This window comes from Halorubrum shenae, assembly GCF_051194165.1.
Lineage (GTDB): Archaea > Halobacteriota > Halobacteria > Halobacteriales > Haloferacaceae > Halorubrum.
In genome coordinates, this window is the sequence record NZ_JBLZNI010000018.1 from 31,807 (window position 1) to 45,414 (window position 13,608).

Sequence of the window (13,608 nt, forward strand, 5' to 3'; positions counted from 1 at the left end):
CGTCGCGTTCATTTATAAGCAACCTTCGCCGTCGCTCATACTCACTTAAATATCGTATCGACGCCACCAAACTGCAACACTCACTCGTCTGAACTTCTTCAAGCTCTCTCAGCGCGCCCTAGTCGTGCGAGTGGCTGTGTGCGCCGTGGTCGTGGGCAGCGTCCTCGCCGTGCGATCCGCCGTCGCCCTCGTCGTCGTGGGTGTGGTCCTGCCCGTCGGGGTCCGTCTCGCCGAGGACCTCGGCGCCCTCGCCGTCGATCATGTCCATGTTCTTGAGGTTGTCGCGCTCCTCGAAGTCCTCGACGGCCTCCATCACGTCCTCCTGCGTAATCGTCATCCGGTCTTCGGTGAGCGCGCCGAGGACCGCCTCGCGAAGCACCATTCGGAGGTCCGAGCCCGTGAGCCCGTTCGTCCGGTCGGCGACTTCCTCGGGGTCGAAGTCGGCGATCTGCATCTCTCGGGTGACGACCCGGAGGATGTCCGCGCGCATGTCGCGGTCCGGCTTGGGGAAGTTGACGATCTCGTCGAAGCGGCGCCACGCGGCCGCGTCGAGCTGGTCCGGGTGGTTGGTCGCGCCGATCAAGAGGACCTCGTCGCGCACGAGCGACACCTCATCGATCGACTTGAGGAGGGTGTTGACCGCGCGCTTCAGCGCGGCGTGTTCGTCGGAACGCCGGGTCTTCGCCACCGAGTCGAACTCGTCGATGAAGAGGATACACGGCGAGAGCCGCTTCGCGACCTCGAACGTCTTCTCGACGTTCTTGGCCGTCTCGCCGAGGTACTGGCTCGTGATCATCGACATCTTCACCTCGACGAGGGGGATACCGAGCTCGTGTGCGAGCGCCCGCGAGACGGTCGTCTTTCCGGTCCCCGGCGGGCCGACGAACAGGAGCTTTCCGATCTCGCGAAGCCCGATCTGCGCGAGGTACTCTCGGTGTTCGATCGCCTTGACGATCTTCTGGATCTCGCCCTCCTGATCGCCGGTGAGGACGAGGTCCGCGAGCGTCGTCTCGATCTCCTCGGGGGCCTGTACGTTGACGAGGTCGAGCATCTCGCCGTCCTCGTCCTCGTCGAAGTACTCCTCCAGCAGGGCGTCGATCCAGACGCGATCCGCCTGAATCGGTCGGACGCTGTCGCGCGCCTCCTCGTGGGTCACGGGCGCGTCGAGGTCCTCCGCGAGCTCGAGCGCGGCGACGATCGTCGGGTTCTCGGCGATCCGATCGTCGGTGGCGTGGTCGCGGTACCACTCCAGCGCCATCGCCGGCTGGGTCAGCGATATTTCGCCGGAAAACTCCGTCCGCTGGGTGAACAGCAGGTCGGAGACGGCGTCCCACGGGTGATCGATACCCGTCGCGGTCCGGGTGCTCTCGCTCGTCGGCTTGAGCGGCCGTTCCACGCCGACCGGGGCGTCATCGGTGGCGTCATGCGACCAGAATACCTGCCGGAAGCGCGGCGGCAGGTCGTTCTCGTCGAGGTCGCGGTTCTCGGTGTAGAGGTGCGTCGTCAACACGAACTCGACGACGTCGAGCGCCGGGTCACTCATCCGGGCTATGTAGCCGCGGGAGGCGGTTAAGCGCGTCGAACCGCGGCCGATATGTGCGTGGTGGACAACCACCGCCGACTCGCTGCCGACGTATCGAACGCTTATTAGCCCTGGTGGTCGACCTACGTCGCATGAGCTCCGACGACGCGGCCGCCGCCGGTGATTCCGCCGGTCAGGCCGACGCCGACGCGGACCACGAGAACGCGCTCCAAGACGTGATCGCCGTCGATCCCGACGACGACGAGCAGGGGACGGTGAACCGGCTCGACGCCCACACGGGCGACGGGATCCGCCACCGAGCGTTCACCTGCCTCGTGTACGACACCGACGGCCGAATCCTGTTGGCGCAGCGCGCGCCCACGAAACGGCTGTGGGACGGCCACTGGGACGGGACGGTCGCCTCCCACCCGATCGAGGGACAGTCGCAAGCGGACGCGACCGAACAGCGCTTAGCGGAGGAGCTGGGAATCACCCCGGATCAGTACGACGACCTCCGGGTGACGGACAAGTTCGAGTACAAGCGCTACTACCCCAACGAGGGCGTCGAGTGGGAGGTCTGCTCGGTGCTGAAGGTGACCTTAGACGACACCTCGCTCGATCCCGACGACGACGAAATCGGCGGGATGCTGTGGGCCGACTACGACCACCTCTACGAGAACCCGGCGCTCTACCGGCAGCTCCGCCTGTGCCCGTGGTTCGAGATCGCGATGCGGCGCGACTTCTCCTGAGCGGGCGAGCCGAGCGTCCCCGCGAACGCAGCGGAAGCGGCGACTTGAAGGCGCGCGGGCGACTCCGTTCGGTATGACCGTCGTCGCCGTGCTTGCGAAGCCGCCCCGCGAGGGGCTCGTCGGGACCGGACTCGCGGAGTCGACGCCGCTGTCGACCGCCGAGGCGGCCGACCTGTACGAGGCGCTGTTCCGGGACGCCGTACTCGCTGTCGACCGCTCCGGCGGCGAACTTCTCGTCAACTACCCCGTCGACGACGACCTCCCCGCCGAGCACCGCACCGACACCCCCCCTGAGGCCGAGCTGCGAACCCTCGTCGCCGACACCCTCGGCGGTACCGAGGAGGTCCGCTTCGAGCGACAGGTCGGGTCGTCGTTCGGCGCGCGCGCCGGCAACACCGTCACCCACCTGCTCCGCGAGGAGAACGCGGACTCGGTCGCTATCGTCACCCCGCAGGCGCCGATGCTGTCGCGGACCGTGATCGACTCGGCCGCGATGAAGCTCCGGACCAACGAGGTCGTCCTCGGCCCCTCCACCTGCGGGCGCACCTACTACGCCGGCTTCACCGCGCCGATCGACTTCGAGGGTGCGTTCGAGGCCCCCAGCCTCCCGACGCTGGCGGCACGCGGGGCCGACGCCGACCTCGACGTGGAGTTCTTGGCGTCCTCGCCCTCGATGGTCGACGGCGACGACCTGCTCGACGCCGTCCCCCTGCTCCGCGCCCGATTCGCCGCCGAGCGCGTCGTCCCCGACTACACCGCCGCGTTCGTCCACGAACACGGCCTCGACGTGATCGTCGAAGACGGGGACCCGCGGGTCATTCGGGACTGACGCGACGGTCCGGTGTCCGGGCTCCCGGTGCGTAAAACCGCGAGCAGCGCGGCTCGAAACCCCGATAAGGCTCCGTCGCCTCCGACCGGTAATGACCGACGAGAAGGAGAGCACGTTCCTCGTCACGCACGCCGAGAGCGACTCCGCGGTGTTGAAAGACGTCCACGACGGCCAGGTACACACGCTGAGCACGAATCCTGAGCTCGCCCTCGACGACGCACTGGAAGCGACCGTCGCCCCGAACCCCCCGATGGAAGTCACGTATCAGGTCGTCGAGGTCGCGGAGCGGCGGTCTCTCTCGATCGAGGAGAGCGAGGAGCCGCCGACCGTCCACGAACGCGAACTCGCGGCCGAGACGGATCCCGGCGAGCTCGCCCGCGAGGACCGCGCGGGCGTCGGCGAGATCCACGTGTTGACGCCGCCGGAAGACGACACCACGGAGGCGGTCGCGGACGTGATCGACGACCGCGAGGCGACGCTCTCGCGGGCGGCCCGACTCGGCGTGAACCGCGTCGAAATCCGGTCGGAGCCGGGCGTAGTCAGTGTGCGGTACATGCCCTGAGCGCGGCCTCGGAGCCGAAGGGCACGGTCACTCCCGGTCGCCGCGTCGACCGAATCGCCGTCGACCTCGATCCGTTCGACGCGGAAGGGAACGTCGAGGCTGTCGCCGCAACAGCCGACGTCGACGAACTCCTCACGGGCGTCTCCGACGGCAATGCGGTCGAGGACCCGAGCGAAGTGGCCCCGGTAGCGGTCCGTCTCGACCTGATCGCGTCCCCAGTCGCTGAGTCCCTCCGGGTACGAGAGGACGACGCGGCTGGCATTCTGTCCCATGGGTTCAACTACGATATCCGCCAGCTAATGGGTTTCGGCGCGACGGATCGCTCCACGGTCGGTCGCAAACGGGAGCGGTCGAAGGCGGAGCCGCGGGTGAGCGAGAAGCGGTGAGTAAGAAGGCTTATTCGCGCCCGCGGTGGAAGCGGTATTTATGGTAGCGATCGAGGTACCGGAGGTCAACTACACCGAGTACTCGAACCGGCAGCTCGTGGCGATTCCACTCGCGGTCCTCGTTCTCGCGCTCGCGATCATCGGCGGGTGGTACCTGGTCACGGGGGCGCCGGCGAACCTCGGGTTGGAGTTCACGGGCGGCGTGGAGCTTCGGATCGCCGACGACGGCGGCGACGTAGAACAGCAGATCGAGACCGCGTTCGAGCGGCAGCCCGACTCGGTCCGGTCGATTCCCGCGGACGACGTGTACATAGTGACGTTCCGGGCGGCCGACGAGGACCCGGAAGGCTTGGCTAACGACCTGTCCGCGCAGGCCGACGAGGCCGGGCTCTCCACGACCGCGATCGATCAGGTGTCCCCCAGCTTCGCATCCGACACGGCCCGAACCGCGATTTACGGCGTCGCGCTCGCCTTCCTCGGGATGAGCGTGCTCGTGTTCGCGCTGTTCCGGACGTTCGTCCCGTCGATCGCGGTCGTCGCGTCGGCGTTTTCGGACCTCGTGGTCCCCATCGCGGTGATGAACCTCCTCGGGATCCAGATGACGCTCGGAACGATCGCGGCGCTCCTGATGATCATCGGCTACAGCGTCGACTCCGACATCCTGTTGAACAACTCCGTGCTGCGCCGGACGGGTGACTTCTACGAGTCTGTAAGCCGCGCGATGCGGACCGGGGTGACGATGACGCTCACGTCGATGGCGGCGATGATCGTGATGGCTATCGTCGCGGCGCTGTTCGGCGTCGACCTGCTCCGGAACATCGGCATCATCCTCTCCGTCGGGCTCTGTGCCGACCTGATGAACACGTACCTGCTGAACGTCTCGCTGCTTCGCTGGTACAAGTTCGAGGGGGTGAAACGCTGATGTTCGAATCCATTAAGAACAACTGGCGAATCCTGCTCTTAGTCGTCGTCGTGCTGGGCGCGACGGTGGCGCTTTTCGCGCCGCAGTTCGGCCCCCAGACCGCCCCCGGCGAGAACGTCTCCGAGGCCGAACAGGGGATCACGAACCTCCAATACGGGCTCGACCTGGCGGGCGGGACGCGGGTCCGCGCCCCCCTCGTCGGGTACACAGCGACTGAGGTCGACTTCGACGGCGACCAACCGAACGAGGTCGCTAGCGCGATCGCCGGCGAGCTGGCGAACGCCTCGGCAGGCGACATCACTGCGGTGCCCGCGGAGAGCGCCGTCGACGTCACTGAGCCGTCGGTCACCGAAGCACAGTTCCGGGAAGCGATGGACGCCTCGGGATACGCCTACGAGGACGTTCGGTACGGCGTGACACAGGAGACCCGCGACGTCGCACAGCGCGTCATCGAGGACAAGATCGACGAGACGGGCCTCTCCGGCGGAACGGTCCAGCAGGTCCAGTCGCTCACCGGCGAGTACTTCATTCTCATTGAGGTACCCGGAGAGAACCGGAGCAGCGTGACTAGTCTCCTCGAAGAACGCGGGACCGTCCAGATTGACATCGCATACCCGACCGAGAACGGGACCGCTATCCAAGATGAGGTGTTGACACAGGACGACTTCGCGGAGCTCGGTTCCGCGGCCCAGAGCGAGCGAGGTACCGGAGCGTACGTGCCGGTGACGGTCCGGAATACGGCTCCGGAGGGCGAGCAGTCGCCCGCCCATAGTTTCCAGCAGGCGGTCGCTGACCGCGGGTTCGCCGCGGCGTACAACGGTCCGGGAGACCAGTGTGACTACAGCCAGAACCCGGACGACGTGAGCAGACCGTGTCTCCTGCTCACCGTCGACGGCGAGGTCGTCAACTCCTTCGGGATGGACCCGGGCCTCGCGGACAGCATGGCGAGCGGCTCGTGGGCCACCGACGGCGGGTTCCGGCTTACGACGGGCGAGTTCGCCGAGGCCGAGCGGATCGCCATCAACCTGCGTGCCGGCGCGCTCCCGGCCGACCTCGACATCAGCGGACAGGGGACTTCGCGGTCCATCTCGGCGTCACAGGGAGAGAACTACAAGAACTACTCACTGGTGACGGGGGTCCTCGCGGTGTTCGCGGTCGCCGGCATGGTGTTCCTCCGCTACCGCGAGCCCGCGGTGGCGCTGCCGATGATCGTCACGGCGCTCGCCGAGGTGTACGCGCTGCTCGGCTTCGCCGCGCTGTTGAGCTATCCCCTCGAACTGGCCGTGATCGCCGGCTTCATCGCGGTCGTCGGGACGGGGGTCGACGACCTCGTGATCATCGCCGACGAGGTGATGAGCGAGGGCGACGTGAACTCCAAGAAGGTGTTCGACTCTCGCTTCCGGCGCGCCTTCTGGGTGATCGGCGCGGCTGCGGCGACGACGATCGTCGCGATGTCACCGCTGATGGTGCTGTCGCTCGGGGACCTGTCGGGGTTCGCGATCTTCACCATCCTCGGCGTCCTGATCGGCGTGTTGATCACGCGCCCCGCGTACGGCGACATCCTGCGTCGCCTACTGACGATCCGGTGAGGATCGGAGCGCGAGAGACGAGGTGACCCTCCGCGACTGCCTTTCGAACGCAAACGCGGTTCCCCATATCGAGAGCGGCTCAAACGTGACTCACAACCAACCCGACGCGACGGCTCCGACGGACCCCGCTCCGGAGCCGCAGCGGTCGCGCGGGCGGAGTCGCGTGGAGTATCCGGCGTGACGCCCTTCCCCGAGATCGTCGTCGTCGCGTTCGTCGCCCAGCTCGCGGTGCTGCCGGGCGAGAAGGTGCAGTTCATGATCGCCGCGCTGTCGACCCGATACGACCCGAAGGTGGTCGTCGCGGCCGCGGGATCGGCGTTCGCCGGCTGGACGGCGGTCGAGATCGCCTTCGGCCAAGCCCTGCAGTCGGCGCTGCCCGGCATCGTGCTCGACGCCGTGACCGCGGCGCTGTTCTTCGTCTTCGCGTACCTGCTGTACCGGTCGATGCCGGACCAAGCCTCGGAGCGCCTCACCGTCGACGGCGACGGCGGCTTGGAGACGACCGATTCGGATCCGGAGCCGCGGGATTCGACCCTCGCCGCGCTGGAATCGGTGACGCTTCCGGGCCCGCTCGACCGCTACGCCGGGTCGTACGGCGGATTCCTGCCGATCTTCGTACTCACCGCCACCGGTGAGTTCGGCGATAAGACCCAGCTGGTGACGATCGGGCTGGCCGTCCAGTACGGCGCGACCTCCGCCATTTGGCTGGGCGAGATGCTGGCGATCATCCCGATCAGCCTCGCGAACGCGTACTTCTTCCACACGTTCGCCCATCGGTTCGACATGCGACGGGCGCACCTCGCGTCCGCAGTACTGTTCGCCTTCTTCGGTGCCGACACCGTACTCTTCATCGTCGCCGGATTCTCTCTCTGGGAGACGTTTATCGGGGCCGTGACGGCGGCCGCGTCGGGGCTCTTCTAACTCTTTGCGGGTCCGCTAGAACTCGTCTAACCCGGCCTGCTCGGCGGCCGCGAGCACGTCGTCGCAGGTCGCCCACGAGCGCCGCGCGCAGTCGGGGACGTCGCCGTGGTCGTCGACGTAAGCCCGCAGGAACGACCGCGTCGTGGGATCGCTCGGATAGCCGCTCCCGACGCCGTCGTACGCGAGGTAGTCGGCGTCGATAGTCGCCATCCGCTCGTCGCGGGCCACCTTCGCGACGATGCTCGCGGCACCGACTATCGGATCGTCTTCGTCGGCGCCGTGGGCGGCTGCCACGTCGACCGCAGGGATGTCGGTATCGGCGGTGTCGTCGCCGGGGTCGGCGACGAACTCGGCCAGCCGACGGGCGAACCGCGACTCGCTGGTGTCGCCCGCGTCGGCGACGACCCGGATCGGCTCGTCGAGGCCGGCGGCGAGACTCCCGTCGAGCGCGGCGCGGACCGCCCGCGCCTGCCCGCGCACGGTGAGCGTGTTCATGTCCGTGTCCGGGCGGTCGATCTCGGCGGGTTCGACGAACGCGACGCCGACGGCGACGCGGTCAGCCTCGCGGATCGCGGCGTCGATCGACTCGCGCCGCGCTGGCGTGATTCGCTTCGAGTCGTCCACGTCGTCCGGGAGAGTCGACGGATCGGCCAGTACCGCCGCGGCTACCATCGGTCCGAGTACGGGGCCCTTCCCGGCCTCGTCGACGCCGAGATACACGCGTCGCTCGTCGTCTCGGAACGGTAAATAGGTTCAGAAAGCGATCGGGCGCGCGTCAGGCGGCGGGCCGCTCAGTCGATGAGAACCGCGTTGACCTGACCGGTCTGGCCGGGTCGGGAGGTGACGCGGGCGCGTCCCGCGGACGTCTCGATGATGGCGCCCTTGGTGACGATGTTCCGGCGGGCGTAGTTAACGTTCGAGGGGTTGTCGACGACGTTCTCGATGTCGGCCTCGCTGACCTCGCCACCGTCGGCGACTTGTGCGACGTTCGTCGCGAGCGCGCGGACCTTCTGCTCGGTGCCGCGTGAGTCGATGAACTGGACCCGCGTCTCGCCGACGGTCGTCTCGGCCGGCTCGCGGCCGAGTTGGTGGCGCTTCTTGTTCGAGGCGTGCTTCAGTCGACCGCCCGTCCGCTTGCGCGTGGAGCGTCCCTGGTCTTTCATACAGGTACGAACAGCCAGCGAATACTTGAAGCGTTCGACTCGTGTCGGCCCCGAGGCCGCCGAGACCGGCGGCACGGTGGGCTGGACGCACCCATGCGCCACTTGGCGATCGGTCACATGAACCGTTGCTCGAACTCTCGGATCCCCTCGTCGGTGCCGACGATGACAAGCTCGTCGTCGTCGCCGATCCGCGTGTCAGGGCCGATCTCCGTCAGGGTCTCGTCGCCGCGCTCGATCGCGATGACGGTGCAACCGGTCGCCTCACCGATGTTCGCCCGGCCGAGGGTCTGTCCCGTGAGCCGGGGGACGCGACTCCTGACGACCTCGATCTGTTGGTTGAGCGAGAGCACGTCGCGGTCCTCGACGACGGTTGAGGCGGACAGCCGCCCGGTGACGGTCGCGAGCGAGAGGACGTAGTCGGCGCCCGCCCGGTGCATCTTCCGGACGCTCTCGGCCTCCTCGACGCGGGCAAGCACCTGCGCGTTCGGCGCTAAGTCCCGGATCACGAGCGTCGTGAACTCCGTCGTGGTGTCGTCCGGTAGCGCGAGGACGACGGTCTGCGCCGTCTCGATGTCAGCGGCGCGCAGCGTCTCCGGTTCGGTCGCGTCGCCGACCACGTCGACGCCGTCCATCTCCTCGCGGTCGACAACGGTCACCGGGAGGTCCGCGTCCACGAGTTCCTCCGTAACTGTCCGCCCGACCTGCCCGTATCCGATAACCACGGTCTCACCCGCGCCGAACCGCCGAGTGGCGGAGTTCGTCAGCTCGACGAGCCGCTCCAGCTGATCCGCCCGCCCGGAAACGAGCAGCACCGTCCCGGCAGACAGCGCCGCGTCCGGCGGTGGCGCCGCGTCGAACTCGCCGTTGAACCAGGCCCCGATCACGTTGACGCCGGCGCGCTCGCGGATCCTGCTGTCGGCGAGCGTCGAGTCGGCGAGCGAGCTTCCGTGCGGGATCGACACCTCCGCGAGCTGGAGAGAGTCGCCGATGGAGACCGCCCCGCCGAGGTCGGTCTGGAGCGCCGTCGTCACCTTCGCAGCGAGGCTCTCGCCGAGCAGCGACCGCGGCGAAAGCACCTCGTCCGCGCCGGCGAGTCGGTGGTACCGCTCGCGGTCGGGGTCCTCGACGACGCTGATGACGGGCACGTCCGGCGACAGCTCCTTCGCGGCGAGCACAATACTCGCGTCTACCTGATCGGAGACGTCGGTTACCAGTGCCCGCGCGTCCGGAAGATTCGCGGCAGCGAGTCCGTCCGTGGACTCCGGATCGGCGCGGATCACGGTCCGGCCTGCCTCATACACCTGCACCGCTCGGTCGGCGTTCGGCTCGACGATCACGTAGGGGATCTCTTGGGAGTCGAGCTCCTCGATGAGCGCCGCCGACCGCGACGTGTCCGAACAGACGACGACGTGACCCGACAGCTCCTCGTCCAGGGACGTGGGAACGGTCGTCGAGAACGCCTCCTCCAAGAGCGGTGTCACCACGACCGGCAGCGCCCCGATCAGAAGCACCATGCCGACGAGGTCCATCACGGCGATGAACGCGTTCAGCTGCTGGCTCTCCCATGGCGAGTCCCCGCCGAACCCGGTCGTCGTGAACATCTCGATCGAGAAGCGCAGCGCCTCGATCATCGTCCGCGGATCGCCCTCGTACACCCGCATCCCGTACTGGTAGACGACTGCGGTGAAAATCAGCACGAAGAGGACGAAGGCCGAGTAGCCGGCGACCCGCCGCTTCCACGAGTTCATTGGTTCGGGATATGGCATCCCGACACAAAAACAGGTTGCGTTCGACGAAACGGGAACGTCCGGCGAAACACGGTGCGTTCGGCGAAACGGGGTGCGTTCGGCGGCCGCCGGGAACCGGTCGGCGTCCGCTCCGAAGCTCGGTGGTTTAAGTCCCGGCGGGCGAACGGATAGGTATGGTGCGGAATCCGTCGCGCGAGAGCGAGCCACCGTCGGTCGACGACGTGCTGGATGCGTTGGCGGACGACGACGCACGGCGGATCGTGTCGGCACTCTCCGAGCCGAAGACGGCGAGCGACGTGTCGGAGGAGTGCGACATTCCGCTGTCGACGACCTACCGGAAACTGGAGCTGCTCACGGAGGCGTCCCTGCTGTCGGAGTCGACGGACATTCGCCGCGACGGGCAACACACGACCCGCTACTCGGTCTCGTTCGAGACGGTGACCGTCTCGATCGACGGGGCAAAAAGCGAGGAGAACGACCGCGAGTTCGCGATCGAGTTCACCCGTCCGGACCGGACCCGGGACGAACGGCTGGCCGACCTGTGGTCGGAACTTCGCGAGGAAACATGACTATGTATATCGACCTGATCATCATCGTCGCAAAGACCGCCATCCTCGTACTCGGTGGCAGCATCACCTACTATGCGCTTCGGGCGTTCCGCCGGACCGGAGACCCCTCGCTGCGCGCGCTCGGTATCGGCTTCGGTGTCGTCACCGTCGGGGCGCTGATCGGCGGCGTCTCCCACCAGGTCATCGGATCGGAACTCGTCGTCGGGATCGCGATCAACAGCCTGCTGACGGCGATCGGGTTCGGCGTTATCGTTTATTCGCTGTCGATGGAGTAGTGCGGGCGGGACGGTCGCATCCCCGTCGCGTCCCCGTCGCGCCCTCCCCCGCTATCGACGTTCGACGAACCTCGGTTTCGGTAGTCTTTTGCAGCGTTCCGTCATCAGATCGGGCTATGAGCGACGCACGTGAGGAGCTCTCTCGCCGGATCGCCGGCGAGATAACGCTCAGCGACGACCCCGGGGCGACGCTCCGGAAGTGGCGGACCGACTTCGACGTCTCCCAAACGGAGCTGGCCGATCAGCTCGACGTCTCCTCGTCGGTCGTCTCGGACTACGAGAGCGGACGCCGCGAGAGCCCGGGAATCGGCGTCGTTCGACGGACGGTCGAAGGGCTCTTGGACATCGACGAGCGACGGGGCGGCGGGCGCCTTCGCCAGTACGCACGCGTGCTCTCCGCCGGCTTCGAGAGCGACATCGTCCACGACCTCCGGGAGTACTCGACGGCGGTTCCCCTCGAGAAGTTCTACGAGGCGATGGGGGCGACGGAGATCGTGCGCGGCGAGCAGGACCACGTCAACGGCCACACCGTCATCAACTCGATACAGGCGATCACCCGTCTCTCGAGCGAGGAGTTCTACCGGCTCTACGGGCAGTCGACGAACCGCGCGCTCGTGTTCACCCGCGTCACGCGCGGCGAGTCGCCGCTGGTCGCGCTGCGGGTCGTGAGCCCGACGCCGAACGCGGTCGTGCTCCATGGGATCGAGGACGGCGACCTGTGGGACCACGCTGCCGACCTCGCTCGCGTCGACGGGTTCTCGCTGGCGACCTCGACTCGTGACCTGGACGACTGTTTGGCTGACCTGCAAGCGCTGTGAGGCGGCCGTCGCAGGTGCGTCGAAGACGGCCCGTCCCCGGACCGCGAGCCTGAAACCCCCGGCGACCCTCGCTGCGCGTATGACCGACGACTACGCCGAGCGCCTCCGCGCGAACCGCCGCGAGAAGGACGAGTTCTTCGCCGAACACCCGCAGTCCCCGATCCCGCCCGAGAGCCGCGACGACTTCGAGGGGCTCGATTACTTCGCGCCCGACGCGGACTACCGGGTCGAGGCGACCGTCACCGTCCACGACGATCCCGAGCCGGTCGAGATGGAGACCACCGCGAGCAACCCGGTGCGGTACCTCCGGATCGTCACGTTTGCGTTTGAAGTCGGGGGCGAGGAACACGCCCTCGCGGGCTACCGACAGGAGGGCGACGACGGCGCGGTTTTCGTCCCCTTCCGCGACAAGACGACCGGCCAGCAGACGTACCACAACGGGCGGTACATGGAGCTGGAGCCGGACGGCGACATCGCCGACGGCGACGCGGTGACGATCGACTTCAACCTCGCGTACAACCCGTTCTGCGCGTACAGCGAGACGTTCTCCTGCCCGCTCCCGCCCGAGGAGAACTGGCTGGAGATCGTTGTCCCCGCGGGCGAGAAGACGCCGGACGTCGAATGACATCCTCCCCGTCGTGAACGACGGGGTTTCCTCGCCGGCGTGGGAGTCTCAGACTGTTTGAGAATCCCCGGAGGCAACATTCCCGTCACGGTGGACGGTACTCGGGTCTGTGCGCTGTTCTTTGGGACTTTCGTGAGAGCGTGGTGACTCCAGCCATTCGTGACTGTCCCACTCGAACCGCACGGGCCGTGCCATCGGCCTGACTGCCTTCTCTGTGTGCCGTCTCAGGAACGTTTCTGACGCCGTGAGGTCAGCGTGCCCTTCGAACCCACACGGGCAGGTGAGCGTGTCCTGATGCCGTGTCGTTCGCTCTGTCGAACCACACTGCGGGCACTCCTGACTGGTCCAAGCCTCTGACCGGACTTCCACCGAGATGCCGTATTCCTCGGCAGTACACGCCAGTCGCTCGGTGAATTGTTTGAACGCCCAGAAGTTGTGGGTCTTGGCGTTCGCCTCGACTGACCAGTGTGTATCCAACACGTCGGTCAGGCCACCGATATACACGATATCGACACCTTCGGCGTACAGCCGTTCCAGCAGGCCACGACACAGTGCCTCTTGAGCGTGGTCGCGGCGACGAGTCCGTTTCCGGTACAGCCGCCGGATACGTCTGCTACTGTATCGGCCTTCTTTAAGTTTCGACTGCAACCGGGCGATTTCTCGCGTTGTCTCGCGGAATCGCTGGAACAACTCACGGCCTTCGTAGAGGTACTGCTGGCCGGTTGTGGTGGTACAGGCGACGAGATTGTTTGCGCCAATATCCAGAGCGGCCTTCTCATTGGCCAGTGGAGTGTCCCGTGTCTCGTCAGAAACAGTCACGGGTTGCGAAGCTCGGAAGGTGCTATTAGTCTCGTCGTACCACAGTTCTAGTCGGCCTTGGTCTTCGTAGTCGGGCCAGTTCGGGTCGCCAACGATTTCGAGCCGAAGACG

At 66.9% G+C, this 13,608-nt stretch carries 15 protein-coding genes and 1 pseudogene; 10 read left to right on the top strand and 6 right to left on the bottom strand.

What is annotated here, in order from left to right; all coding sequences use genetic code 11:
* Positions 1-118: 118 nt before the first annotated feature.
* On the bottom strand, positions 119-1,543 hold the full coding sequence (locus tag ACNS88_RS15275) for an ATP-binding protein (RefSeq protein WP_435099376.1): 1,425 nt from the start codon (positions 1,541-1,543) through the stop codon (positions 119-121).
* A 131-nt stretch (positions 1,544-1,674) separates the two neighbouring features.
* On the opposite strand from ACNS88_RS15275, the gene ACNS88_RS15280 reads away from it, so the two are divergent.
* The 3 genes from ACNS88_RS15280 to ACNS88_RS15290 all read left to right on the top strand — a co-directional run bounded on the left by ACNS88_RS15280 (position 1,675) and on the right by ACNS88_RS15290 (position 3,662).
* Positions 1,675-2,271: an NUDIX hydrolase gene (locus tag ACNS88_RS15280; protein ID WP_435099378.1), complete on the top strand. Its 597-nt coding sequence runs from the start codon at positions 1,675-1,677 to the stop codon at positions 2,269-2,271.
* A 73-nt stretch (positions 2,272-2,344) separates the two neighbouring features.
* On the top strand, positions 2,345-3,100 hold the full coding sequence (locus tag ACNS88_RS15285) for a DUF2064 domain-containing protein (protein WP_435099380.1): 756 nt from the start codon (positions 2,345-2,347) through the stop codon (positions 3,098-3,100).
* A 91-nt stretch (positions 3,101-3,191) separates the two neighbouring features.
* Entirely contained in the window at positions 3,192-3,662 is a 471-nt protein-coding gene (locus ACNS88_RS15290) for a DUF5812 family protein (RefSeq protein WP_435099382.1), read from the top strand.
* Between the two features lie 41 nt (positions 3,663-3,703).
* Here ACNS88_RS15290 and ACNS88_RS17665 read toward each other — a convergent pair.
* Positions 3,704-3,934, bottom strand: a pseudogene (locus tag ACNS88_RS17665) (DUF7968 family protein); the annotation flags it as partial.
* A gap of 154 nt (positions 3,935-4,088) precedes the next feature.
* Between ACNS88_RS17665 and secF the strand changes: the two are divergent.
* The 3 genes from secF (at position 4,089) to ACNS88_RS15305 (ending at position 7,480) form a co-directional block, all read left to right on the top strand.
* Positions 4,089-4,970, top strand: coding sequence for a protein translocase subunit SecF (secF, locus tag ACNS88_RS15295; protein WP_435099384.1), 882 nt, complete (start codon positions 4,089-4,091; stop codon positions 4,968-4,970).
* Positions 4,970-6,559, top strand: a complete 1,590-nt coding sequence (locus tag ACNS88_RS15300; protein ID WP_435099386.1) for a preprotein translocase subunit SecD — start codon at positions 4,970-4,972, stop codon at positions 6,557-6,559. Before secF ends, ACNS88_RS15300 begins: the two co-directional genes overlap by 1 nt.
* Positions 6,560-6,736: 177 nt before the next feature.
* Complete coding sequence (locus ACNS88_RS15305) at positions 6,737-7,480, top strand: TMEM165/GDT1 family protein (RefSeq protein ID WP_435099388.1); 744 nt, start codon at positions 6,737-6,739, stop codon at positions 7,478-7,480.
* 15 nt (positions 7,481-7,495) lie between these two features.
* Here ACNS88_RS15305 and rnhB read toward each other — a convergent pair whose 3' ends face one another.
* From rnhB to ACNS88_RS15320, 3 genes are all read right to left on the bottom strand, one after another.
* Positions 7,496-8,200, bottom strand: coding sequence for a ribonuclease HII (gene rnhB / locus ACNS88_RS15310; RefSeq protein WP_435099390.1), 705 nt, complete (start codon positions 8,198-8,200; stop codon positions 7,496-7,498).
* Positions 8,201-8,271: 71 nt separating this feature from the next.
* Complete coding sequence (locus ACNS88_RS15315; RefSeq protein ID WP_435099392.1) at positions 8,272-8,643, bottom strand: 30S ribosomal protein S8e; 372 nt, start codon at positions 8,641-8,643, stop codon at positions 8,272-8,274.
* Positions 8,644-8,756: 113 nt separating this feature from the next.
* Positions 8,757-10,391 carry a potassium channel family protein gene (locus tag ACNS88_RS15320; RefSeq protein ID WP_435099394.1) on the bottom strand — a complete coding sequence of 545 codons (1,635 nt, stop codon included), beginning with the start codon at positions 10,389-10,391 and terminating at the stop codon, positions 8,757-8,759.
* A 173-nt stretch (positions 10,392-10,564) separates the two neighbouring features.
* Here ACNS88_RS15320 and ACNS88_RS15325 point away from each other — a divergent pair, with 173 nt between their 5' ends.
* The 4 genes from ACNS88_RS15325 to ACNS88_RS15340 all read left to right on the top strand — a co-directional run bounded on the left by ACNS88_RS15325 (position 10,565) and on the right by ACNS88_RS15340 (position 12,678).
* Positions 10,565-10,960: an ArsR/SmtB family transcription factor gene (locus ACNS88_RS15325; protein ID WP_435099396.1), complete on the top strand. Its 396-nt coding sequence runs from the start codon at positions 10,565-10,567 to the stop codon at positions 10,958-10,960.
* Positions 10,957-11,235, top strand: coding sequence for a DUF7521 family protein (locus ACNS88_RS15330; RefSeq protein WP_435099398.1), 279 nt, complete (start codon positions 10,957-10,959; stop codon positions 11,233-11,235). Before ACNS88_RS15325 ends, ACNS88_RS15330 begins: the two co-directional genes overlap by 4 nt.
* A 116-nt stretch (positions 11,236-11,351) precedes the next feature.
* The gene (locus ACNS88_RS15335) at positions 11,352-12,053 is read left to right on the top strand and encodes a helix-turn-helix domain-containing protein (protein ID WP_435099400.1); all 702 of its coding nucleotides are present in this window, start codon (positions 11,352-11,354) and stop codon (positions 12,051-12,053) included.
* Between the two features lie 79 nt (positions 12,054-12,132).
* On the top strand, positions 12,133-12,678 hold the full coding sequence (locus ACNS88_RS15340; RefSeq protein ID WP_435099402.1) for a DUF1684 domain-containing protein: 546 nt from the start codon (positions 12,133-12,135) through the stop codon (positions 12,676-12,678).
* 48 nt (positions 12,679-12,726) lie between these two features.
* On the opposite strand, the gene ACNS88_RS15345 is transcribed toward ACNS88_RS15340, so the two are convergent.
* Positions 12,727-13,608 (bottom strand): RNA-guided endonuclease TnpB family protein (locus tag ACNS88_RS15345; RefSeq protein WP_435099404.1); only part of this gene is annotated, 882 nt, incomplete at its 5' end.

What these genes read in the sequence shown, in the direction of transcription:
- ACNS88_RS15275 (WP_435099376.1), bottom strand. Translation starts at nt 1,543, where the DNA reads ATGAGTGACCCGGCGCTCGACGTCGTCGAGTTCGTGTTGACGACGCAC.
- ACNS88_RS15280 (WP_435099378.1), top strand. Translation starts at nt 1,675, where the DNA reads ATGAGCTCCGACGACGCGGCCGCCGCCGGTGATTCCGCCGGTCAGGCC.
- ACNS88_RS15285 (WP_435099380.1), top strand. Translation starts at nt 2,345, where the DNA reads ATGACCGTCGTCGCCGTGCTTGCGAAGCCGCCCCGCGAGGGGCTCGTC.
- ACNS88_RS15290 (WP_435099382.1), top strand. Translation starts at nt 3,192, where the DNA reads ATGACCGACGAGAAGGAGAGCACGTTCCTCGTCACGCACGCCGAGAGC.
- secF (WP_435099384.1), top strand. Translation starts at nt 4,089, where the DNA reads ATGGTAGCGATCGAGGTACCGGAGGTCAACTACACCGAGTACTCGAAC.
- ACNS88_RS15300 (WP_435099386.1), top strand. Translation starts at nt 4,970, where the DNA reads ATGTTCGAATCCATTAAGAACAACTGGCGAATCCTGCTCTTAGTCGTC.
- ACNS88_RS15315 (WP_435099392.1), bottom strand. Translation starts at nt 8,643, where the DNA reads ATGAAAGACCAGGGACGCTCCACGCGCAAGCGGACGGGCGGTCGACTG.
- ACNS88_RS15320 (WP_435099394.1), bottom strand. Translation starts at nt 10,391, where the DNA reads ATGAACTCGTGGAAGCGGCGGGTCGCCGGCTACTCGGCCTTCGTCCTC.
- ACNS88_RS15325 (WP_435099396.1), top strand. Translation starts at nt 10,565, where the DNA reads ATGGTGCGGAATCCGTCGCGCGAGAGCGAGCCACCGTCGGTCGACGAC.
- ACNS88_RS15330 (WP_435099398.1), top strand. Translation starts at nt 10,957, where the DNA reads ATGACTATGTATATCGACCTGATCATCATCGTCGCAAAGACCGCCATC.
- ACNS88_RS15335 (WP_435099400.1), top strand. Translation starts at nt 11,352, where the DNA reads ATGAGCGACGCACGTGAGGAGCTCTCTCGCCGGATCGCCGGCGAGATA.
- ACNS88_RS15340 (WP_435099402.1), top strand. Translation starts at nt 12,133, where the DNA reads ATGACCGACGACTACGCCGAGCGCCTCCGCGCGAACCGCCGCGAGAAG.